Annotated in this window: 19 protein-coding genes; 16 read left to right on the top strand and 3 right to left on the bottom strand. The window is 69.7% G+C overall.

Annotated features, from left to right (window positions below):
• Nucleotides 1-103: 103 nt before the first annotated feature.
• On the top strand, nucleotides 104-1,519 hold the full coding sequence (locus PXH83_RS16135) for a polysaccharide deacetylase family protein (protein WP_274561030.1): 1,416 nt from the start codon (nucleotides 104-106) through the stop codon (nucleotides 1,517-1,519).
• Here the strand turns inward: PXH83_RS16135 and PXH83_RS16140 are convergent.
• A complete protein-coding gene (locus PXH83_RS16140; RefSeq protein ID WP_274561031.1) occupies nucleotides 1,497-2,498 on the bottom strand; it encodes an ATP-binding protein in 1,002 nt (333 codons plus the stop codon). The genes PXH83_RS16135 and PXH83_RS16140 overlap by 23 nt on opposite strands.
• A 96-nt stretch (nucleotides 2,499-2,594) precedes the next feature.
• Here PXH83_RS16140 and PXH83_RS16145 point away from each other — a divergent pair, with 96 nt between their 5' ends.
• Nucleotides 2,595-3,419: a Fic family protein gene (locus PXH83_RS16145; protein ID WP_274561033.1), complete on the top strand. Its 825-nt coding sequence runs from the start codon at nucleotides 2,595-2,597 to the stop codon at nucleotides 3,417-3,419.
• Between the two features lie 350 nt (nucleotides 3,420-3,769).
• Here the strand turns inward: PXH83_RS16145 and PXH83_RS16150 are convergent, their stop codons facing one another.
• Nucleotides 3,770-4,645: an HAD family hydrolase gene (locus PXH83_RS16150; protein WP_274561034.1), complete on the bottom strand. Its 876-nt coding sequence runs from the start codon at nucleotides 4,643-4,645 to the stop codon at nucleotides 3,770-3,772.
• A 429-nt stretch (nucleotides 4,646-5,074) separates the two neighbouring features.
• Here PXH83_RS16150 and ssd point away from each other — a divergent pair, with 429 nt between their 5' ends.
• From ssd to PXH83_RS16185, 7 genes are read left to right on the top strand one after another with little or no spacing between them, the layout of a single operon-like run.
• Nucleotides 5,075-6,196: a septum site-determining protein Ssd gene (gene ssd, locus PXH83_RS16155; protein WP_274561035.1), complete on the top strand. Its 1,122-nt coding sequence runs from the start codon at nucleotides 5,075-5,077 to the stop codon at nucleotides 6,194-6,196.
• The gene (locus PXH83_RS16160) at nucleotides 6,193-7,341 is read left to right on the top strand and encodes a TadA family conjugal transfer-associated ATPase (RefSeq protein ID WP_274561037.1); all 1,149 of its coding nucleotides are present in this window, start codon (nucleotides 6,193-6,195) and stop codon (nucleotides 7,339-7,341) included. The genes ssd and PXH83_RS16160 overlap by 4 nt, the downstream gene beginning before the upstream one ends.
• Nucleotides 7,302-8,201 carry a type II secretion system F family protein gene (locus PXH83_RS16165; protein ID WP_420803176.1) on the top strand — a complete coding sequence of 300 codons (900 nt, stop codon included), beginning with the start codon at nucleotides 7,302-7,304 and terminating at the stop codon, nucleotides 8,199-8,201. Before PXH83_RS16160 ends, PXH83_RS16165 begins: the two co-directional genes overlap by 40 nt.
• A gap of 29 nt (nucleotides 8,202-8,230) precedes the next feature.
• On the top strand, nucleotides 8,231-9,007 hold the full coding sequence (locus tag PXH83_RS16170; protein WP_274562852.1) for a type II secretion system F family protein: 777 nt from the start codon (nucleotides 8,231-8,233) through the stop codon (nucleotides 9,005-9,007).
• Nucleotides 9,008-9,051: 44 nt separating this feature from the next.
• On the top strand, nucleotides 9,052-9,255 hold the full coding sequence (locus PXH83_RS16175; RefSeq protein WP_274561041.1) for a DUF4244 domain-containing protein: 204 nt from the start codon (nucleotides 9,052-9,054) through the stop codon (nucleotides 9,253-9,255).
• Nucleotides 9,242-9,565 (top strand): TadE family type IV pilus minor pilin, encoded by a 324-nt coding sequence (locus PXH83_RS16180; RefSeq protein ID WP_274561043.1) that lies wholly within the window; start codon nucleotides 9,242-9,244, stop codon nucleotides 9,563-9,565. Before PXH83_RS16175 ends, PXH83_RS16180 begins: the two co-directional genes overlap by 14 nt.
• Nucleotides 9,562-9,999 (top strand): Rv3654c family TadE-like protein, encoded by a 438-nt coding sequence (locus PXH83_RS16185; protein WP_274561046.1) that lies wholly within the window; start codon nucleotides 9,562-9,564, stop codon nucleotides 9,997-9,999. The genes PXH83_RS16180 and PXH83_RS16185 overlap by 4 nt, the downstream gene beginning before the upstream one ends.
• On the opposite strand, the gene PXH83_RS16190 is transcribed toward PXH83_RS16185, so the two are convergent.
• Nucleotides 9,950-12,439: a DEAD/DEAH box helicase gene (locus PXH83_RS16190; protein WP_274561049.1), complete on the bottom strand. Its 2,490-nt coding sequence runs from the start codon at nucleotides 12,437-12,439 to the stop codon at nucleotides 9,950-9,952. The genes PXH83_RS16185 and PXH83_RS16190 overlap by 50 nt on opposite strands.
• 81 nt (nucleotides 12,440-12,520) lie before the next feature.
• On the opposite strand from PXH83_RS16190, the gene bldG reads away from it, so the two are divergent.
• From bldG to topA, 7 genes are all read left to right on the top strand, one after another.
• A complete protein-coding gene (gene bldG / locus PXH83_RS16195; RefSeq protein WP_093799810.1) occupies nucleotides 12,521-12,874 on the top strand; it encodes an anti-sigma factor antagonist BldG in 354 nt (117 codons plus the stop codon).
• Nucleotides 12,875-12,964: 90 nt separating this feature from the next.
• The gene (locus PXH83_RS16200) at nucleotides 12,965-13,411 is read left to right on the top strand and encodes an ATP-binding protein (RefSeq protein WP_274561051.1); all 447 of its coding nucleotides are present in this window, start codon (nucleotides 12,965-12,967) and stop codon (nucleotides 13,409-13,411) included.
• A 273-nt stretch (nucleotides 13,412-13,684) separates the two neighbouring features.
• Nucleotides 13,685-16,099 (top strand): sodium-translocating pyrophosphatase, encoded by a 2,415-nt coding sequence (locus PXH83_RS16205; protein ID WP_274561052.1) that lies wholly within the window; start codon nucleotides 13,685-13,687, stop codon nucleotides 16,097-16,099.
• Nucleotides 16,100-16,307: 208 nt separating this feature from the next.
• Complete coding sequence (locus PXH83_RS16210) at nucleotides 16,308-16,892, top strand: small secreted protein (protein WP_274561054.1); 585 nt, start codon at nucleotides 16,308-16,310, stop codon at nucleotides 16,890-16,892.
• Nucleotides 16,893-17,033: 141 nt separating this feature from the next.
• Nucleotides 17,034-18,554, top strand: a complete 1,521-nt coding sequence (locus PXH83_RS16215) for a DUF7059 domain-containing protein (protein ID WP_274561056.1) — start codon at nucleotides 17,034-17,036, stop codon at nucleotides 18,552-18,554.
• Nucleotides 18,555-18,688: 134 nt separating this feature from the next.
• Nucleotides 18,689-18,886: a hypothetical protein gene (locus PXH83_RS16220; protein WP_274561058.1), complete on the top strand. Its 198-nt coding sequence runs from the start codon at nucleotides 18,689-18,691 to the stop codon at nucleotides 18,884-18,886.
• A gap of 212 nt (nucleotides 18,887-19,098) precedes the next feature.
• Nucleotides 19,099-21,957, top strand: a complete 2,859-nt coding sequence (gene topA, locus PXH83_RS16225) for a type I DNA topoisomerase (RefSeq protein WP_274561060.1) — start codon at nucleotides 19,099-19,101, stop codon at nucleotides 21,955-21,957.
• Nucleotides 21,958-22,115 lie beyond the last annotated feature (158 nt).

Raw genomic sequence — 22,115 nt, forward strand, 5'->3', positions numbered from 1 at the left:
GCATTTTTACCGGCTTGTCACACAATTCCTTCCGCTCGGGCGTGCGAGGTTGGCCGCGCCGTGTCGGCTTCAGCGCAGGGAACCCGAGGGAAGAGGTGGGCGGATGATGGCCGCCACGAAGAGGATTGCCGTCGGCGTCGCCGCCTTCACCATGGCGGGTGGGCTCGCAGCCTGTTCCGGCCTCGGTGTCGGATTCGGTTCAGGATCCGGTGAATCCGGTGAACTCGGTACGGAACAAGGCGCCCACGGCGCGAAGAAGGAAGCCCCTGCCGCGCCCAAGAGTGCGGTGCGTCTGATCGGCGACGGCTCCACTGCGTACACCGGAACTCAACCCCATCAGCTCAAGCCCCATCGCCTGAAGGCGGGTCAGAGGCCTCCGCAGTTCGTGGTCTTCTCCTGGGACGGAGCGGGCGAGGACAGCCAGCGGCTCTTCTCCCACTTCCGCAACGTGGGCAAGAAGTACGACGCGACGATGACGTACTTCCTCAGCGGCGTATATCTGCTGCCGGAGGACAAGAGGCACCTCTACGAACCACCACAGCACCCGGCGGGCCGGTCCGACATCGGCTTCAACGACGTCGTGGGAATCAGCGACACCGTGGACCAGCTCCGCGGTGCCTGGCTTGAGGGCAACGAGATCGGTACGCACTTCAACGGCCACTTCTGCGGCAAGAACGGTGGCGTGGGCACCTGGTCCAAGGAGGAGTGGAAGAGCGAGATCGCGCAGGCCAAGGCCTTCGTGAAGCGCTGGAAGACCAACGCGGGCCTGAAGAACACCGAGCCCCTGCCGTTCGACTACGACAAGGAGCTCGTCGGCGCCCGCACGCCCTGCCTGGAAGGGCAGCGGAACATGATCCGGGCCGGAAGAGAGCTGGGTTTCCGCTACGACTCCAGCGGCGTCGGCAAGCAGGTGTGGCCGAAGAAGACCGACGGCCTGTGGGACCTGCCGCTGCAGTTGGTCCCGGTGCCGGGACGGGCCCTTGAAACGCTCTCGATGGACTACAACTTCATGGTCAACCAGTCGGGAACCGTCAAGGGTGATCCTTCGCAGCACGAGGTCTGGGGCAACCAGATGCGCGACGCACTGCTCCGGGCCTTCGGCCGTTCGTACAACGGAAACCGCGCCCCGCTGATCATCGGCAACCACTTCGAGTCCTGGAACGGCGGCACGTACATGCGCGCCGTCGAGGAGACGATCAAGACGGTCTGCGTGCAGAAGGAGGTGCGCTGCGTCTCCTTCAGGCAGCTCGCCGACTGGCTGGACGCGCAGGACCCGGCGGTGCTGGAGAAGATGCGCACCCTGGATGTCGGCCAGGCCCCGAAGGAGGGCTGGGCATCATTCCTGACCGCCCAGCCCGAGGCCGCCTCGCCCATGCCTGCCCCGCCCGCTGCCGCTCCGCCCGCTGCCGTCCCGCCCGGGGCCGTCCCGAACGTCGTCGGCCCGCCTGCCGACGCCCACACACAGCTGACCCCCGGCACGGGAGCGACGCATCCGGTCACGCCGGCTGAGGGGCGCTGACCTCCGCGAATCGCTCACTGAGCACGAAGGCGGGGTCGACCTGCGCAGCCAGGTCGACGCCCGTCTTCGCGTTTCCCCAGCTCTCCGCGTTCTTCAGGTGGAAGTGCACCATCTGGCGCGTGTAGCGCTCCCAGTCGCGGTGCGCGTACGAGTCCTCCGCGGCGTTCTGCAGCGCCTGGAGGGCCAGGCGATTGTCCGCCTCCAGCAGCTCGAAGCGGGACGGGCGGCCCTTCTCCATCGCACGGACCCACTCCGATGCCCCGACGGTGATGAGGAGGTCGTCGCCCACCTGCTCGCGCAGGAAGTCGATGTCGTCCTGACCGTGCACCTTGTTGCCGACGACCTTGAGGGATACGCCGTAGTCCCGGGCGTACTCCTTGTACTGGCGATAGACGGACACGCCCTTTCGGGTCGGCTCCGCCACCAGGAATGTCATGTCGAAGCGGGTGAACATGCCGGAGGCGAAGGAGTCGGAACCGGCCGTCATGTCCACCACGACGTACTCTTCGGGGCCGTCGACGAGGTGGTTGAGGCACAGCTCGACCGCCCCCACCTTGGAGTGGTAACAGGCGACACCCAGGTCGGACTCGGTAAAGGGGCCGGTGGCCATCAGCCGGATCGGGCCGTCGTCGAGCTCCACGGTGCGGGCGCATGCGTCGTACACCGGGTTGTCCTCGGTCACTCGCAGAAGGCGCGAACCCTCGCCTGGCGGCGTCGTCTTGATCATCGTCTCGGCGGACGTGATCCGGGGGTTGGTGCCGCGCAGGTAGTTCTTGATCAGGGGGAGGTGCGCGCCCATCGCGGGCAGCTCCGCGGACTCCGTCTCGTCGAGACCGAGGGCGGCGCCCAGGTGCTGGTTGATGTCGGCATCCACGGCTACGACCGGGGCCTCGTTGGCGGTGAGGTGGCGGATGAACAGCGAAGACAGCGTGGTCTTGCCGCTGCCGCCCTTACCCACGAAAGCGATCTTCATGTTCACCAAGGGTAATCCCATGATTGCGAGCCGTGTGTGCAGTGAGTGAAGAAGACCACTCCAAGGTGGGGCGGGTGGTATTGCTGCGTAGGCTCCTTACCTATGAGTACGACACCTGATCCACTCGCGGCGCTGGGCGAACTTCCTGGCGTACCCGAGGCCGTGGACTCCGTACGCAAGGCCGTGGACCGGGTCTACGGACACCGCGTCATGCGGCGTCGCAGCAATGAGATCACCGCAGAGGCGGCGCTGCGCGGGGCGCGCGGTTCGGCGGCGCTCGCGGGCGCGGACTGGGCTCTGGAGGAGGTGCGGCGGCGTACCGACTTCAGCGTCGACGACGAGTCGCGAATCGTCGGCGCTGCGCTGCGGCTGACCGCGGAGGCCGGCCAGTTGCTCTCGATCTGGCGTCAGTCGCCGCTGCGCGTGCTGGCCAGGCTGCATCTGGTCGCGGCGGGCGGCGCGGGGATTTCGGACGACCTGGTCGGCAGGCCGAGGCTCGCGGGGGAGCCGGTGGACGAGCCGCTCATCGAACTTCCGCTGCCGGGCGCCGACGAAGTGGCGGGCCGGCTCGAAGGGCTCTCGGAGCTGATCATCGCGGGCGGCTCGGCACCGGCGCTGGTGACCGCGGCGGTGGTACACGGCGAACTGCTCGCGCTGCGCCCGTTCGGCTCGCACAACGGCCTGGTGGCCCGCACCGCGGAGCGGATCGTGCTGATCGGCAGCGGGCTCGACCCGAAGTCCGTGTGCCCGTCGGAGGTGGGACACGGGGAGCTGGGGCGGGCGGCGTACGCCGCTGCGCTCGACGGTTATGCGTCGGGCACGCCGGAAGGTGTGGCGGCGTGGATCGTGCACTGCGGACGTGCAGCCGAACTGGGCGCCAGGGAATCTACGGCCGTGTGCGAGGCGCTCCAGCGCGGGGCTGCCTGAACTTCCCGCGTACGCCAATCTGCGTACGCAATGCGCGCCTGTACAAGTGCCCGTACAAAGGGTTGCGGCGGTACCAATGAGTGGTACCGCCGCTGGCATGTCCGCCGGGTTACCAAGCGTCCTCGATTTTTGCCCATCAGGTCGGGAACTTTGCCCGTCACCTGGTGCGGCTGGCCCGTAATCGACGGGTCGACGTCGCGTGGGTGCCCGGCTTTCATGCTCGGTCCGTGGGGCCTTCTTGCGTTTTAAGGTGATCCTCTCGGATGTCCTTGGTCTCGCGGGCCGTAAATCCTTTCTACTCCAGTGGACGCATAAGTGAAACCCCTGGCGCCGCTTCTTTACTTTTAGATTCAAATGCGGGTAAAAACTCCACGTCGGGGACGGGGTAGGCGGCCGGGCCTGCGGCTGACGTACCAGACCAGACCCGCGGTGGCGGCGGCCGCACCCACTGCGGCTGCCGCGACGAGCGCCGGACGGGGCGGCATGGAGAAGGCAGGCAGCCGCTGCTTGAGGCGGACCGGACGGTTGAAGACGAGAATCGGCCACTCGCGTGCGAGCGCCTCGCGGCGCAGGGCCCGGTCCGGGTTGACCGCGTAGGGATGGCCGACCGACTCGAGCATCGGGATGTCGGTGGCCGAGTCGCTGTACGCGTAACAGCGCGACAGGTCGTAGCCCTCCGACTCGGCGAGTTCCCTGATGGCCTCGGCCTTGGTGGGGCCGTAGGCGTAGTACTCGATCTCGCCCGTGAAGCAGCCGTCGTCGCCGACGACCATCCGGGTCGCGACCACGCGGTCGGCGCCGAGGAGCTCCCCGATCGGCTCGACGACCTCGGCTCCGGAGGTGGAGACGATCACGACATCGCGGCCGGCGGTGTGGTGCTCCTCGATGAGGGAGGCCGCCTCGTCGTAGATGATCGGGTCGATCAGGTCATGCAGCGTCCCGGCGACGATCTCCCGGACCTGCTGGACGTTCCAGCCCTTGCAGAGTGCGGAGAGGTACTCGCGCATCCGCTCCATCTGGTCGTGGTCGGCGCCGCCGGCGAGGAAGACGAACTGCGTGTACGCGGTGCGCAGAACCGCGCCCCGGCTGATCAGTCCACCTTGGTAGAAGGACTTGCTGAAGGTCAGCGTGCTCGACTTCGCAATGACGGTCTTGTCGAGGTCGAAGAAGGCGGCTGTTCGCGGCAAGGAGTGGTTTTCCACGAGGCGAGCATATGCGCCCACCATTCGGCGTACGCTGTGGCGCGTGGGTTTGCCTGAGAAGGCTCTCGGGTACACCATGGAAGTCACGGATCGTTCGCGACCGTGCTACCCCGGTCCGACTCCTCCCCCCCCGAGTCGGCCGTGGAGACGACCCCCGCTCTCCCCCCCGGCGGGGGTCGTCGCATGTCCGGATGCGTTTCGGGCCTTCGGTTCTGATCATTTCTCCCCTTTGTGGACCTTGTCGCGCCGGCCTTCCACTCATGAGACTCATCACGCTGTGTAGTGGTTCCGCAGCTCTCGGAAGTCACTGGTATAGGTGAACGGGATATTCACAAGTGATGAGTTGTCCCCAGTTTTTCGGCAAGATCCACACGATTTTCCTGATCCCCGCACGGTGATTCCGTTCGCGAAGTTCGCGGACAGAAGGAATCGCAGTGAGAGGGGGCGGAGATCGTGGCTGTATCAACTACTTCCGACGGACTGCCGACCGCCGAAGGGCGCCGGGGCGGACCGCTGATCGTCACCGAGGACGTCGACCTGCTCGACGATCTGCTGCGGCTGTGCGCCGCGGCCGGTGCCGAGCCGGAAGTCCACCACGCCGTGCCGGAGCGCAGGGGCGGCTGGGAAGGTGCCCCGCTGATCCTGGTCGGCGACGATGCGGCCGACCGGGTGCGCGGGGCAGTGCTCGGGCGCGGGGCCGCCCGCAGGCGCGGCGTGATGCTGGTGGGCAAGGACCAGGACGACCCCGATGTCTGGCGCCGGGCGGTCGAGATCGGCGCCGACCATGTGCTGCGGCTGCCCGACGCCGAGTCCTGGCTGGTCGAGCGCATCGCCGACGTGGCGGAGGGTGTGGGACGGCAGGCGCTGACCGTGGGGGTGCTCGGAGGCCGGGGCGGGGCAGGGGCTTCGACGCTGGCGTGTGCGCTTGCGGTGGGAGCGGCTCGCTGCGGGCAGCGCACGATGCTCATCGACGGTGATCCGCTGGGGGGCGGTCTCGATGTGCTGCTCGGCGGGGAGGCCGTGGAAGGCATGCGGTGGCCGGATTTCGCCGAATCCAGGGGGCGCGTCGGCAGCGGCGCCCTCGAAGAGTCGCTGCCCGAGCTTCATGCGCTGCGCGTGCTGAGCTGGGACCGTGGTGACCGGGTGGTCATTCCCCCAGAAGCGATGAGGGCGGTGCTGGCAGCCGCCAGGCGGCGCGGCGGGGTGGTGGTCGTGGATCTGCCGCGCCGGGTCGACGAGGCCGTGGCCGAGGCGCTGGCCCAGTTGGACCTCGGGCTGCTGGTGGTGCCCGCGGAGCTGCGGGCCGTCGCAGCGGCGAGCCGGGTGGCGTCGACCGCGGGCATGGTCCTGAAGGACCTGCGGGCGGTGGTGCGCGGGCCGTACGCCGCGGGGCTCGACGAGGACTCTGTGGCACGGCTGCTGGGGCTTCCGCTGGCCGGTGAACTGCCGGTGGAACCAGGGCTGCTGGAGGCGCAGGCGGGCGGGACGCCCCCGGGCGGGAGTGCGCGCGGGCCGCTGGCCCGGTTCTGCACGGCGTTCTGGGAGCAGGCGCTGGCCGGGGGCGGTGTCTCATGAGCGCGGAGCTTCTGGACGCCGTACGGCAGCGGCTCGCGGAGAGCGGGGCCGAGCCGACACCGGCCAGGGTGGCCGCCGCCTTGCGGGCCCAGGGGCGTCTCCTCGGGGACGCGGAAGTGCTGGGCGCAGCCGAGGAGTTGCGCTGTGAGCTGGTGGGGACTGGGGTGCTGGAACCGCTGCTCGCGGATCCTTCGGTGACGGATGTGCTGGTGTCTGCGCCCGACCGGGTGTGGGTGGACCGGGGCGGTGGCCTTGAGCTCACCCGGGTTTCCTTCCCGGACGCGGCGGCGGTGCGCAGGCTGGCGCAGCGGCTCGCGGCGGTGGCCGGTCGGCGGCTGGACGATGCGAGGCCGTGGGTGGACGCGCGGCTGCCGGACGGGACACGCATGCATGCGGTGCTGCCGCCTGTGGCGGTCGGATCGACGTGCCTGTCGTTGCGGGTGGTGCGGCCGAAAGCATTCTCGCTGGAGGAGCTGGTCGCGGCGGGGACGGTGCCGCCCGGCGGCGACCGGGTACTGCGGGCGCTGATCGAAGCCAGGCTCTCGTACCTGATCAGCGGGGGCACGGGCACAGGGAAGACCACGCTGCTTTCGACGCTGCTGGGACTGGTCGGGGAGCGCGAGCGGATCGTACTGGCCGAGGATTCGGCGGAGTTGAAGCCCGACCATCCGCATGTGGTGCGGCTGGAGTCGCGGCCCGCGAACCAGGAGGGCGCGGGTCAGGTCACGCTGCAGGACTTGGTGCGGCAGGCGTTGCGGATGCGGCCCGACCGGCTGGTGGTCGGCGAGGTGCGAGGCGCGGAGGTGGCCGTACTCCTGGCGGCCCTCAACACCGGGCACGAGGGTGGCTGCGGGACTGTCCATGCCAATGCGGCGGCGGATGTTCCGGCGCGTCTTGAGGCGCTCGGTGCGGCTGCGGGCCTCGACCGGGCGGCGCTGCACAGTCAGTTGGCCGCGGCGCTGTCGGTGGTGGTCCATCTCGTACGGACCCGGGGCGGATTGCGGCGGGTCGCGGAGGTCCATGTCCTGGAGCGGGACGCGGCGGGCCTTGTGGTGACGGTGCCGGCGCTGCGGTGGGGTGCGGAGGCCTTTTCGTACGAGCGCGGATGGACCCGGCTGCGGGCGCTGATCGGGGGTGCGTTGTGACGGGGGCCGGAGTGGGGCCTGTGTGTGCGGCGGCGGTCTGTGCGGGGGCGGCGGCCTGGCTGATCGGAGGACGGGACGGCGACCTGCGGCGGGCGCGGCTGATGCTCGCGGGCGGTGCGGTGGACCCGGAGGCCTCGCCGACGCTGTGGGAGCGGCTGTTGTCGACGGCGCGCGGGCGGCTGGGGCGGGAGTGGCTGTGCGTGCCGGTGGCGGTGCTGCTCGCCGTACTGGCGGCGTCGGTGCTGCCGTTGGCCATGGGCGCGGTGGCGGTGCCGCTGGTGCGGCGCAGGCTGCGGGCGGGCGTGCGGCGGCGGGAGCGGGAGCGGCGGGCCGACGAGGTCATCGCGTTGTGCGGTGCGGTGGCCGGTGAGCTGCGGGCGGGGAGGCAGCCGGGGCAGGCGCTGTTCGCCGCCGCTGCGGGGACCGGTGGCCTGGGCTCGTCGGAGGCCGACGTGATGGCGGCGGCCCGGTTCGGCGGGGACGTACCGGAGGCGCTGCGCAGAGCGGCGCGGGAACCGGGGGCGGACGGGCTCGTGGGGGTCGCCGCGTGCTGGCGGGTGGCGGTGGACGGCGGGGCCGGTCTTGCGGCCGGGCTCGACCGCCTTGAGGGCGCGCTGCGTGCCGAGCGCGACCAACGGGAGGACTTGCGCGCTCAGTTGGCGGGTGCTTGGGCGACCGTGGCGCTCCTCGCGCTGCTTCCGGTGGCGGGGCTGCTGATCGGCAGTGCGCTGGGGGCCGGGCCGCTTCTGGTGCTGCTGCATACGCCGGCCGGGCTCGGGTGCCTGTTGGCCGGCGGGTTGTTGGAGGGTGCGGGTCTCTTCTGGGCCAGGCGGATCGTACGGCGAGGAGAGGGCGCGTGAACGGCGAAGTTGTCCACAGGCTGGGGGTGATGGTTTCCATCGCGGCAGCGGTGGTGTGGGCTGCGTTCGCGCTGGCCGGGCGGCGGCGGGAGCGGTTGCTGCGCAGGCGCCTCGCGGCGCTGCTGGCCACGGAGACGGCCGGTGGGGCGGGTAGGGCTGGAGCGACCGGCGCGCGGTACGGGCGGAGGTGGCCGCCGCGCGGGTTCCGTGCGTGGGCTCTGCGGTGGGGTCCGCCGCTGGGGGCGCTTGTCACCGGCTATGTGCTGGTCGGCGGGGTGATCGGCTGCTTGGTCGGGGTAGTCGCGGCATACGGCACGGTGCGGTGGCGGCGAGGACGTGGGGCGAGCGACGGGGACGTCCCGGTCGATGTCCGTCAACTTCCGCTCGCCGCCGACCTCCTGGCGGCTTGCATCTCCGCCGGGGCGGGGCCGCGCGAGGCGGCGGAGGCGGTCGGGGAGTCGCTGGGCGGGCCGGTGGGCGACCGGCTGGCGCGGACCGCGGCGGAATTGCGGCTCGGGGGAGATCCGACAGATGCCTGGGGCCGGTTGGGCGCGATACCGGGCGCCGCGGGGCTGGCCCGCTGTCTGGAGCGGGCGGGCGCCACCGGGGCTCCGGCGGCGGAGCCCGTGACCCGGATGGCCGAGAGCCTCAGGGCGCAGCGGGCGCGGGAAGCCGCGGCCCGGGCGCAGCGGGCGGGCGTGCTGATTGTCGGCCCTGTCGGGCTGTGCTTTCTGCCCGCGTTCCTGGTGGTCGGAGTGGCGCCCGTGGTGATCGGACTGGCAAGCGGACTGATGAACAGCAACTGATCTGTGAACGGCAACTGACCTTGGGGGCTGACATGTGGGTGTGGATGCGAGCGCGAGTGCGGGTGTGGGCAGAGGGGCTGGTGCGCAGGGCCGGGCTTTCGGACGCGGGAATGACGACGTCCGAGTACGCCGTGGGGACGATCGCGGCGTGTGCCTTCGCGGCGGTTCTCTACAAGGTCATCACGAGCGACATGGTCGCCTCGGCGCTGGAGTCGGTCGTCGGAAAGGCACTCGATGTGCCGTTCTGAGGCCGGTGCGGACCGGGGCTATGTCACGGCGGAGGCGGCAGTCGTGGTGCCGGCGACCTCCGCGCAGATCCAGTGTGTGGACGCCGCGCGGGCCGGGGCGAGGGCGGCCGCGCGCCAGGAGCCGGCGGGTGCGTCCGTGGACGCGGCCGAGCAGGCGGCGCCGCGCGGGGCGCAGATCTTGATCAACAGGGAGGGAGATCTGGTGCGGGTGGCGGTCGAGGCGCCCGCACCCGGGCTCGGCGCGCTGTCGCTGACGCTGCGGGCGGAAGCGGTCGCGCAGGCCGAGGAGACCGTGGGGGCGGCGTCATGAGCGGTGGGTGGAAGACCGGAAGGAGGCTGGGCAGGGCGAGCGAAACGGGCGACCGGGGGTCGGCCACGGTGTGGGCGGTCGTGGCCATGGCGGTGCTGGGCGCGGTGTTTGCAGGCCTTCTGGCCATGGGGCAGGCGGTGGTGGCCCGGCACAGGGCAGGCGGCGCCGCGGACCTGGCAGCGCTGGCGGCGGCGGGGCACTGGATGCGGGGAGAGTCCGCGGCCTGCGGCGAGGCGGCCGAGGTGGCCGCTGCTCAAGACGTACGGCTGGTGAGCTGTTCCGTGTACGGGGAGGTGTCGGACGTCACGGCAGAGGCAGGCGTAGGGCCGTACAGCGTGGCGGTGAGGTCCCGCGCGGGCCCCGCGGGACCAGTTGCCGCAGGACTCACTCCGCAGGGCTCTCAGGGGCCTCAGGGGGCTTCGGGGCTCCCTTGAGCAGTACGGAGAGCACGCGGACGGCGGCTCGCTTGTTCAGGGGATCGTTGCCGTTGCCGCACTTGGGGGACTGGATGCAGGACGGGCAGCCCGCCTCGCACTCGCAGGAGGAGATGGCTTCACGGGTGGCGGTCAGCCACTCGCGGGCGGTGTGAAAGGCCCGCTCCGCGAATCCCGCGCCGCCCGGGTGGCCGTCGTACACGAACACCGTCGGCAACAGGGTGTCCGGGTGCAGCGGGACGGAGACGCCGCCGATGTCCCAGCGGTCGCAGGTGGCGAAGAGCGGGAGCATCCCGATGGAGGCGTGTTCGGCGGCGTGCAGGGCGCCGCCCAGCTGCTCGGGGTCGACGCGGGCGGCGTCGAGCTGGTCCTCGGTGACCGTCCACCACACGGCGCGGGTTCGGAGCGTACGGGGAGGGAGGTCGAGTCTCGTCTCGCCCAGCACTTCGCCGGTGATCAGTTTTCGGCGCAGGAAGGAGACGACCTGGTTGGTGACCTCGACGGAGCCGAAGCACAGGCGGCCTTCGCCCCAGGGGATCTCGGTGTCGGTCTCCAGGACGGAGATGGCGGTGGTGTCGCGGGCGGTGGTCGAGTACGGCGGGTTGGCCTCCTCGACCAGGGCCACAGGACCGTGGGGATCCTCAAGGTCCAGGTGCTTCACCAGATAGGTCCGGCCCTGGTGGAGGTGGACGGCGCCGTCGTGGACGGAGGCGTGCGCCGCGGATGCGTCGACCGTGCCGAGCAGCCGGCCGGTAGCGGCCTCGACGATCTGGACGGGACGGCCGCCCTCGCCCCGGATGTCGGTGAGGTCGGCGGCCCGCTCCCGGCGTGTCCAGTACCAGGACTTGCCCCGGCGGCGGAGCAGATTGGCGGCCTCCAGCTGCGGCATCAGGCCGGCGGCGGCAGGGCCGAAGAGTTCCATGTCGGCATCGGTGAGCGGAATCTCGGCGGCAGCGGCGCACAGATGGGGGGCGAGGACGTACGGATTGTCGGGATCGAGGACGGTGGACTCCACCGGCTGCCGGAAGAGCGCCTCGGGGTGGTGGACGAGATACGTGTCCAGGGGGTCGTCGCGGGCGACGAGGATCGCCAGGGCGCCCTCGCCCGAACGGCCCGCCCGCCCCGCCTGCTGCCAGAGGGAGGCGCGGGTGCCCGGATATCCGGCGATGACTACGGCGTCCAGGCCCGAGACGTCGATCCCCAGTTCGAGTGCGGTGGTGGCGGCGAGGCCCAGGAGCTCGCCGGAGTGCAGGGCGCGTTCCAGGGCGCGGCGTTCCTCGGGGAGGTAGCCGCCGCGGTAGGCCGCGACCCGTTGCGGGAGCGAGCGGTCCACCGCGCCCAGGCGTTCCTGGGCGATGAGGGCGATCAGCTCGGCGCCGCGCCGGGAGCGTACGAACGCGACCGACCTGACGCCCTGCACGGTGAGGTCGGTGAGGAGGTCGGCGGTTTCGGCGGTGGCCGTACGGCGTACGGGCGCGCCCTTCTCGCCCTGCAGCTCGGTGAGCGGGGGCTCCCAGAGGGCGAAGACCAGCTCGCCGCGAGGGGAGGCATCGTCAGCGACCTCCCGGACGGGGAGGCCGGTGAGGCGGCCCGCGGCCACGGCCGGTTCCGCTGAGGTCGCGGAGGCGAGGAGGAAGACGGGGTTCGCGCCGTAGCGGGCGCACAGGCGGCGAAGGCGGCGCAGCACCTGGGCGACGTGCGAGCCGAAGACGCCGCGGTAGGTGTGGCACTCGTCGATGACGACGTAGCGCAGGGCACGCAGGAAGGAGGCCCAGCGGGGGTGGGAGGGGAGTATTCCGCGGTGCAGCATGTCGGGGTTGGTCAGGACGTAGTTGGCGTACTGACGCACCCATTCGCGCTCTTCCACCGGCGTGTCGCCGTCGTAGACCGCAGGCCGGACCGCGTTGCCCAGAGGGCCCGCCAGGGCCTTCACGGAGCGGCGCTGGTCGGCGGCGAGGGCCTTGGTGGGGGCGAGGTAGAGGGCGGTCGTGCCGCGCCCGTTCGGGGCCTCGGAGCCGTCGAGGAGGGCTGTGAGGACGGGGGCCAGATAGGCGAGGGACTTGCCGGACGCCGTGCCGGTGGCGATCACGACGGATTCGCCGTCGAGGGCGTGCTCCGCGGCCTGTGCCTGGTGGGTCCAGGGGTGCTCGATCCCGGCGGACTGGATGGCCGCGATCACTTCTGTTCGGATGCGATCGGGCCAGACTGCATGGCGACCGGCACGCGGGGGCAAGTGCTCCGTATGAGTGATGCGCGTAGCCCGGCTCTCCCCCGCGGTGAGCCGGCCGAGGACTGCACCCGGAGAGGGGCGCGCACCCGCGCTCTCCTGAGGTCTACTGGGACGGAGATTCTTGGCCATCGGCACCGAGTGTGTCACTGGCTTGACGGACAATGGTCGCAAGGCGTCGTGCATGCCTGCTGGTAAGTGATTGAATGCCATCGCGGCTGGCGTTCCGTCCTCTGGCTCCGCCGGGGAGACCTCAGGGGGGCGGCCGCTCGATAGCAAGGTGCTGGAGGATCCGTGGACCTGTCCCTGTCGACTCGCAATGTTTCCGGGCCTGGTGGCGACCGTACGGTCGTCGAGGTCGGTGGCGAGATTGATGTGTATACCGCGCCCAAGCTGCGCGAGCAGTTGGTCGAGTTGGTGAACGACGGCAGCTACCACCTGGTTGTCGACATGGAGGGCGTGGACTTCCTCGACTCCACCGGCCTCGGCGTGCTCGTGGGTGGACTCAAGCGTGTCCGGGCCCATGAGGGCTCGCTGCGTCTGGTCTGCAACCAGGAGCGCATTCTCAAGATCTTCCGAATTACCGGGCTGACCAAGGTGTTCCCCATTCACACCTCGGTCGACGAAGCCGTCGCGGCCACCGACTGACGGCTTCCGGGAGACTGGAAGAAAGATCAGGGGCACCGGGCCATTGGCCCGGGCCTCTGAGAAGCACGCTCGTACGTCCGAGGGGGACGCATGGCCACCGTTGAACTCCGCTTCAGCGCCCAGCCCGAGCACGTCAGGACGGCCCGCCTGGTGGCGGCCGCCGTGGCGCGTCGGGCCGGGGTCGACGAGGCGGTGCTGGACGAAGTCCGACTCGCGGTCGGCGAAGCGTGCTCCCGTGCGGTGGGACTCCACCGCAACCACGGCATATCGGATCCGGTCCGGGTCGTGCTGACCGAGGAGGAGAAGTCGTTCTCCATCGAGGTCGGGGACGGGGTGTCCGGGGCGGCTCCCGGGGTTCGCGGTTCCGCGGACTCCGAGGTTCCCGGCGCGGACTCCGACGCCGATGCCGACGGTGAGGACGAGATGGGGCTGGCCGTCATCAGTGGCCTCGTCGACGACGTGGAGGTCATCGCCGGTGAATCCGGCGGTGTCATCCGCATGAGCTGGCCGACGACACCGGAGACCGAGCTCCCCTGACCCTTCCGTGATCCTTTTCCGGTCCTTCGGGATCGGATCCCTCCGTGAGGCCCTGCTGAGCAGGGCCTTTCGTATTTTTCTTGATCTTTACGCTAGATCATTACGTAATCGTCAATGCGTTTGCCCCATTACCGCTTTTGAGGGGATTGGCGGAACGTGATCATTTGCTGAGTGGCAACCGAAGGACAATTCCGTTTGCGGCACTCTGTTTTGATCAGGTTCCGCTCCCTACAATCCGTCCACATCTTGAGCTCTGAGCGTCAAGGAGGACGAATGGCGGGGCTTTTCACCTCAGATCGTCTGGACCACCCCTCAACTCTCGCGGCGGAACTCACCGACGGGAACCGGCTCATCGTGATCGCCATCGCCGCAGTGGCACTGGCGGCGCTGGTCGTCGCCCAGCTGCTGGTACGTCAGGTGCTGGCGGCCGGCGAAGGCACCGAGAAGATGAAAGAGATCGCGGCGGCGGTGCAGGAAGGCGCAAATGCCTATCTTGCCCGTCAGTTGCGCACGCTCGGCGTTTTTGCCGTCGTGGTGTTCTTCCTGCTCTTGCTGCTGCCGGCGGACAACTGGTCGCAGCGTGCGGGACGTTCGGTGTTTTTCCTGGTCGGCGCGCTTTTCTCGGCGGCGACCGGTTACATCGGCATGCGTCTTGCCGTACGCAGCAATGTGCGCGTGGCAGCCGCCGCGCGTGAAGCGACACCAGCCGAGGGCGAGCCGGAAAAGGATCTTACGGCCGTCTCTCATAAAGCGATGAAGATCGCTTTCCGTACGGGTGGCGTGGTCGGCATGTTCACGGTGGGCCTCGGCCTGCTCGGTGCCTCCTGCGTCGTTCTCGTCTACGCGGCCGACGCGCCCAAGGTCCTGGAGGGATTCGGACTCGGCGCAGCGCTCATCGCGATGTTCATGCGAGTCGGCGGCGGCATCTTCACCAAGGCCGCCGACGTCGGAGCCGACCTCGTCGGCAAGGTCGAACAGGGCATCCCCGAGGACGATCCGCGCAACGCGGCAACCATCGCCGACAACGTGGGAGACAACGTCGGCGACTGCGCGGGCATGGCCGCCGACCTGTTCGAGTCGTACGCCGTCACGCTCGTGGCCGCGCTCATCCTCGGCAAGGTCGCGTTCGGGGACGCCGGACTGGCCTTTCCGCTGATCGTCCCGGCGATCGGCGTGGTCACCGCGATGATCGGTATCTTCGCGGTCGCCCCGCGGCGCGCCGACCGCAGCGGAATGACGGCCATCAACCGCGGCTTCTTCATCTCCGCGGCGGTCTCGCTGGTCCTGGTGGCGGTGGCGGTCTTCGCCTATCTGCCGTCCTCGTACGCCGACCTGGACGGCGTAACGGACGCCGTCGTCAAGGGGCACGAGGGTGATCCGAGGGTGCTGGCGCTCGTCGCCGTCGCCATCGGCATCGTCCTCGCCGCTCTGATCCAGCAGCTGACCGGATACTTCACCGAGACCACCCGACGCCCCGTCAGGGACATCGGCAAGTCCTCGCTGACAGGACCGGCCACCGTCGTACTCGCCGGTATCGCCATCGGCCTGGAATCCGCCGTCTACACCGCGCTGCTGATCGGCCTCGGCGTGTACGGCGCGTTCCTGCTCGGCGGTACGTCGGTCATGCTCGCCCTCTTCGCGGTCGCCCTGGCCGGCACCGGTCTGCTCACCACCGTCGGTGTCATCGTCGCCATGGACACCTTCGGTCCCGTCTCCGACAATGCCCAGGGCATCGCCGAGATGTCCGGCGACGTCGAGGGCGCGGGCGCGCAGGTCCTCACCGACCTGGACGCCGTCGGCAACACCACCAAGGCCATCACCAAGGGCATCGCCATCGCCACCGCGGTTCTCGCGGCGGCGGCACTCTTCGGCTCGTACAAGGACGCCATCGCGACGGCGCGCGACGAGGTGGGGGCCAAAATCGGCGAGCTGGGCCTCCAGATGGACATCTCGCAGCCCAACAACCTCGTCGGCCTCATGCTGGGCGCCGCGGTCGTCTTCCTCTTCTCGGGGCTTGCGATCAACGCGGTGTCCAGGTCGGCGGGCGCAGTCGTCTTCGAGGTGCGGCGGCAGTTCCGCGAGCACCCCGGGATCATGGACTACACCGAGAAGCCGGAGTACGGCCGCGTGGTCGACATCTGCACCAAGGACGCGCTGCGGGAGCTGTCCACACCCGGTCTGCTCGCCGTGCTGACACCGATCGCGGTCGGCTTCTCGCTCGGCGTCGGCGCGCTCGGCTCGTTCCTCGCGGGCGCCATCGGCACCGGCACGCTGATGGCCGTCTTCCTCGCCAACTCCGGGGGCGCGTGGGACAACGCCAAGAAGCTCGTCGAGGACGGCCATCACGGCGGCAAGGGCAGCGAGGCCCATGCCGCGACCGTCATCGGCGACACGGTCGGCGACCCGTTCAAGGACACCGCGGGTCCCGCCATCAACCCACTGCTGAAAGTGATGAACCTGGTGGCGCTGCTCATCGCTCCCGCGGTGGTGCAGTTCAGTTACGGCGCCGACGCCAATGCCGGTGTGCGGGCGGTGGTGGCGACCCTCGCCATCGTCGTCATCGTCGGCGCGGTGTACGTGTCCAAGCGGCGCGGCATCGCCGTGGGTGACGAAGACAACTCCGCGGGCGGATCCGGGCCGGTGCCCAGGCCCGCGGAACCACCGGTGGCGACCAAGGTCGTCTCGTAGTACTCGTAACACCTGCTCAGAAGGCGGGCGGGCGGCACAGTCTGACGTGGCGTCCGCCCGCTGCCTGCTGTTCCGGGGCAGTTTCGTGAGCTGTCTCTCCCTTGGTGCAAATGGCTTCAATACCCCATGGACCGGACGTACGACACGCGGTTGTCGCCCACTTGGCGTGTATGTTCCGGGGCCGAGAGCCTTGGAAGGGACCAATCCGGTGAACAAGAAGTTTGCGGCCGCACTGTCCGGCGGTGCGGTACTGGCAATGGCAATGACTTTGTCCGGCTGTGGCGACGACGATGACGACAAGGTCAACGACTGGGCGAAGACGGTCTGCGACCAGGTGCAGCCTCAGTTGAAGAAGATTTCCGACGCCAATGCCTCGATCCAGAAGCAGACCGCCGACAACAGCAAGCCCGTCGACGTCCAGAGGACGGACTCCGCGGCCTTCCAGCAGATCTCGGACGCCTACAAGGCGATGGGCAGCGCCGTGGACAAGGCGGGCGCCCCGCCCGTCGAGGGCGGCGACACGACGCAGAAGGACGCGGTCAAGGAGCTCAACGCCTCCTCCACGGCGTATGCCGGTCTGAGGCGGCAGGTCGACGCGCTCAACACCAAGGACCAGGCGAAGTTCGCGGACGGTCTGAAGGGCATCGCGGACGAGCTGGACAAGATCAGCAAGAGCGGCGACGAGGCGCTCCAGAAGCTCCAGTCCGGCGAGGTCGGCGAGGCGATGGCGAAGCAGCCCGGCTGCCAGAAGCCGTCGCCGGGCGCTTCCAAGACGGTGACACCCAAGGCGTAACCAAGCGGGGCGTACAGCGCACGTACGGGATGCGTACGGGGCATGTACGGCGCGCGTACGGACCTTCCGCGCGGCTCGGTGTCCCAAAGTGGGGGCCTGAGCCGCGCGGCTTTTGTCAGTGGGAGCGGCGACAATGGCCGGGTGAGTACGACCAGCCTTCCCGCGCCCGAAAGCTCCGCCCGCCTCCGCGACGCGTTCCTCGCCGCCGACTTCACCGCCGACGGGCTGCTCGAGCTGCTCGGCGCGCCCGCGTACGCCGCGCTCGCCCGCAGCGAGACTGTGCCCGCTCTGCGGGCCACGCGCGGCGACAGCCCGCTCGAGACGCTCGTCCGGCTCTTCCTGCTCCAGCAGACCGTGGCGCCCGCCCGCGCCGCGGCCGCACTGCCCCTGGAACAGTGCCTGGCGGACGGCTGGCTGGTGCGTGAGGGGGCGGGCGGTGCCGACGGAGTACGGGCCACTGTGGACGTACGCCCCTACGGCGGGGACGCCGGCCAGGACTGGTTCATCGTCTCGGACCTGGGCCGCGCGGTCGGCGGCCCCGGCGGCGCGGGAACCCGCGACAAGGGCGTGGTCCTCGGAGTCGGCGGCGCCTCCACGACGCTCGCCGGAATCACCGTCCGTACGCCTGTCTCCAGCGCCCTCGACCTCGGCACGGGCTCCGGAATCCAGGCACTGCACGCCGCGCAGCACGCCACCCGGGTCACCGCGACCGACCTCAACCCGCGCGCCCTGCACTTCACCCGGCTGACCCTCGGGCTCTCCGGGGCACCCGAGGCCGAGCTGCACGAAGGCTCGCTCTACGAACCGGTGGGCGACGAGACGTTCGACCTGATCGTGTCCAACCCGCCCTTCGTCATCTCCCCGGGGGCCCGCCTGACGTACCGCGACGGCGGGATGGGCGGGGACGATCTGTGCCGCACGCTCGTTCAAGGAGCGGGGGAGCGGCTGAACGTAGGGGGGTATGCGCAATTCCTCGTCAACTGGCAGCACGTCGAAGGCGAGGAGTGGCAGGAGCGCGTGAGCTCCTGGGTGCCGCGCGGATGTGACGCGTGGATCGTGCAGCGCGAGATGCAGGACATCACGCAGTACGCCGAACTGTGGCTGCGCGACAGCGGCGACCACCGCACCGGTCCCGAGGAGTACGCCGCGCTCTACGACGCCTGGCTCGACGAGTTCGAGGCCCGCAAGACGAAGGCCGTCGGCTTCGGCTGGATCACGCTGCGCAAGTCCGGCGCCGACATCCCCTCGATCACCGTCGAGGAGTGGCCGCACCCGGTCGAGCAGCCGCTCGGCTCTGTCGTCCAAGCCCACTTCGAGCGCCAGGACTATCTGCGGACGCACGACGACGCGGCGCTGCTCGCGGGCCGTTTCAAGCTCGCCGACGAGGTCGTGCAGGAGCAGATCGGGCTGCCCGGCGCGGAAGACCCGGAGTACGTCGTGCTGCGCCAGAACCGCGGCATGCGGCGCGCGACGAAGGTCGACACGGTCGGCGCGGGCTTCGCCGGGGTGTCCGACGGATCGCTCAGCGCGGGTCGCATTCTCGACGCCATCGCCCAACTTCTGGGCGAGGACCCGGTGCTGTTGCGCGACCGTACGCCCGAGGCGATCCGGATGCTGGTCGAACAGGGCTTCCTGGAGCCGCTGGACGAGGACGGACCGTAGGCAGCGGCGGCTCGATCTGTACCACCCACGCGTCGTTCACCCGCAGTTTGTGCCCAGGTCACCGGGCGGTGTTCCCGGGCTGCCAGCCTCACCGTCCGGGGAACCAGGGGCGCCGAACGGTGAGGGGTACGGGGATGGAAAGCGGGCCAGCGATCTTCGCGGCGACGGCGTTCACGCTGTTCGGCGCCGGGCTGCTGTGGTGGACAGGGGCGCGTGCGCTGCACCGGGCGCCGGTCGCGTACGGAGTGAGCCCCGTGATCTCGTTCGCGCTGGCGACTGTGTTCGGCTCGGCCTTCCTCCTTCTCGGGGTGTGGTGTTTCGGCCGGATCTGATCGGAAGAGATCCACACGGGATCCACACGGGGTCTTCGAGGGGGCGCCGCAGAGGTGGTCGGCCGGTCCGGGCGGCAGGAATGCCGGGAGTCGGGTTACCGTTCGAGTGGCCGTTGCGGGCTTTTGCCGTTTGACACGGGGACGGGTTGTACCGTCACACTCCGCAGCGTCACGTAGAGACCACTGAGTGTCGACCGGAGAGAAGAGCCAAGTTGTCCCCGACCAGCGAGACCGCACACGGCGGCCGCCGACTCGTCATCGTCGAGTCGCCCGCCAAGGCGAAGACGATCAAGGGCTACCTGGGCCCTGGTTATGTCGTCGAGGCGAGCGTCGGGCACATCCGCGACCTCCCGAACGGCGCCGCCGAGGTGCCCGACAAGTACACGGGTGAGGTGCGCCGCCTCGGCGTCGACGTAGAGAACGACTTCCAGCCCATCTATGTCGTCAATGCCGACAAGAAGTCGCAGGTCAGGAAGCTCAAGGAGCTCCTCGCGGAGTCCGACGAACTCTTCCTCGCCACCGATGAGGACCGCGAGGGCGAAGCCATCGCGTGGCACCTCCTGGAAGTCCTGAAGCCCAAGGTTCCGGTCCACCGGATGGTCTTCCACGAGATCACCAAGGACGCGATCCGCGAGGCCGTGTCCAATCCGCGCGACCTCAACAAGCCCATGGTCGACGCACAGGAGACGCGCCGCATCCTCGACCGTCTTTACGGCTACGAGGTCTCGCCGGTCCTGTGGAAGAAGGTCATGCCCCGGCTGTCCGCCGGCCGTGTCCAGTCCGTCGCCACACGTCTTGTCGTCGTTCGGGAACGCGAGCGCATCGCGTTTCGTTCTGCTGAGTACTGGGACCTGACCGGGACGTTCTCCACGGGACGCACCGGTGACGCCTCCGACCCGTCCTCTCTGGTCGCCCGCCTGACGGCGGTCGACGGCAGGCGCATCGCCCAGGGCCGCGATTTCAACTCCGTGGGACAACTGAAGAGCGACGTCCTGCACCTCGACGAGGACAACGCGCGGTCGCTGGCCGCCGCCCTCGCCGACTCGCCGTTCGCCGTCCGCTCGGTCGAGTCCAAGCCCTACCGCCGCTCGCCGTACGCCCCGTTCCGTACGACGACGCTGCAGCAGGAGGCCTCGCGCAAGCTGGGCTTCGGTGCCAAGGCGACGATGCAGGTCGCCCAGAAGCTGTACGAGAACGGCTTCATCACCTACATGCGTACGGACTCCACGACGCTCTCCGACACCGCGGTGTCGGCGGCCCGTGCCCAGGTCACGCAGCTGTACGGCGCCGACTACCTGCCGGACAAGCCGCGCACGTACGCCGGAAAGGTCAAGAACGCGCAGGAGGCGCACGAGGCGATTCGCCCGTCGGGTGATCGTTTCCGCACGCCTGCCGAGACCGGCCTCACCGGCGACCAGTTCCGTCTCTACGAGCTGATCTGGAAGCGCACCGTCGCCTCCCAGATGAAGGACGCCGTCGGAAACAGCGTGACGGTGAAGATCGGCGGCCGGGCGAGCGACGGCCGCGACGCCGAGTTCTCCGCCTCCGGCAAGACGATCACCTTCCACGGCTTCATGAAGGCGTACGTCGAAGGCGCCGACGACCCGAACGCAGAGCTCGACGACCGCGAGCGCAGGCTCCCCCAGGTCGCACAGGGCGACGCGCTCTCGGCCCAGGAGATCTCGGTCGACGGGCACGCGACCAAGCCGCCGGCCCGCTACACCGAGGCCTCGCTGGTCAAGGAGCTCGAAGAGCGCGAGATCGGCCGCCCGTCGACGTACGCCTCGATCATCGGCACGATCCTCGACCGCGGTTATGTCTTCAAGAAGGGCACGGCCCTCGTCCCGTCCTTCCTGTCGTTCGCCGTGGTCAACCTGCTGGAGAAGCACTTCGGCCGACTCGTCGACTACGACTTCACCGCGAGGATGGAGGACGACCTCGACCGCATCGCGCGGGGCGAGGCCCAGGCCGTGCCGTGGCTGCGGCGCTTCTACTTCGGTGAGGGCGAGGCAGCGGGCGGTGCCGCGGACGCCGGCAACGGCGACGGCGACCACCTCGGCGGCCTCAAGGAGCTCGTCACCGACCTCGGTGCGATCGACGCCCGCGAGATTTCGTCGTTCCCGGTCGGCGAGGGCATCGTGCTGCGCGTCGGCCGCTACGGCCCGTACGTGGAGCGCGGCGAGAAGGACGCGGACGGCCACCAGCGCGCCGACGTGCCCGACGACCTGGCGCCCGACGAGCTGACCGTCGAGTACGCCGAGGAGCTGCTGGCCAAGCCGAGCGGCGACTTCGAGCTGGGTGCGGACCCCGAGACGGGCCGCCAGATCGTGGCGAAGGACGGCAGGTACGGGCCGTACGTCACGGAGATCCTTCCCGAGGGCACCCCGAAGACCGGCAAGAACGCGGTCAAGCCGCGCACCGCCTCACTCTTCAAGTCGATGTCCCTGGACACGGTGACGCTGGCGGACGCGCTCAAGCTGATGTCGCTGCCACGCGTGGTCGGCACCGACGCCGAGGGCGTCGAGATCACCGCGCAGAACGGCCGGTACGGCCCGTACCTCAAGAAGGGCACGGACTCGCGCTCCCTGGAGACCGAGGACCAGCTCTTCTCGATCACGCTCGACGAGGCGCTGGCGATCTACGCCCAGCCCAAGCAGCGGGGTCGCGCGGCCGCCAAGCCGCCGCTCAAGGAGCTGGGTACGGACCCGGTGAGCGAGCGTCCCGTGGTCGTGAAGGACGGGCGCTTCGGCCCGTACGTCACGGACGGCGAGACCAACGCGACGCTGCGGACCGGCGACAGCGTCGAGGACATCACGCCTGAGCGGGGCTACGAGCTCCTCGCCGAGAAGCGGGCCAAGGGCCCGGCGAAGAAGACGGCCAAGAAGGCTCCGGCCAAGAAGACCGCAGCGAAGAAGACGGCCGCCAAGAAGACGACGGCTGCGAAGAAGACCGCGGCGACGAAGAAGACGGCGACGGCGACGGCGGCGAAGAAGACCACCGCCAAGAAGGCTCCGGCGAAGAAGGCGACGGCTGCCTCTGCCTCCAAGCCCGCGTCCTCGGACGACGAGTAGCCGAGCAGCCGAGCGGTCGCCGGCCGAGCAGTCGAGTAGAAGCACCTCATTGGGGAAGCCCCTGGCGCCGTTACGGTGCCAGGGGCTTCCCCGTACGCGGCGTCGGAGCAGACGTATGTTCGGGCGCGGCCTCCGGGGAGTAGCGGGGTCCGGATAGG

It is taken from the genome of Streptomyces spiramyceticus, assembly GCF_028807635.1.
Classification (GTDB): Bacteria; Actinomycetota; Actinomycetes; order Streptomycetales; family Streptomycetaceae; genus Streptomyces; species Streptomyces spiramyceticus.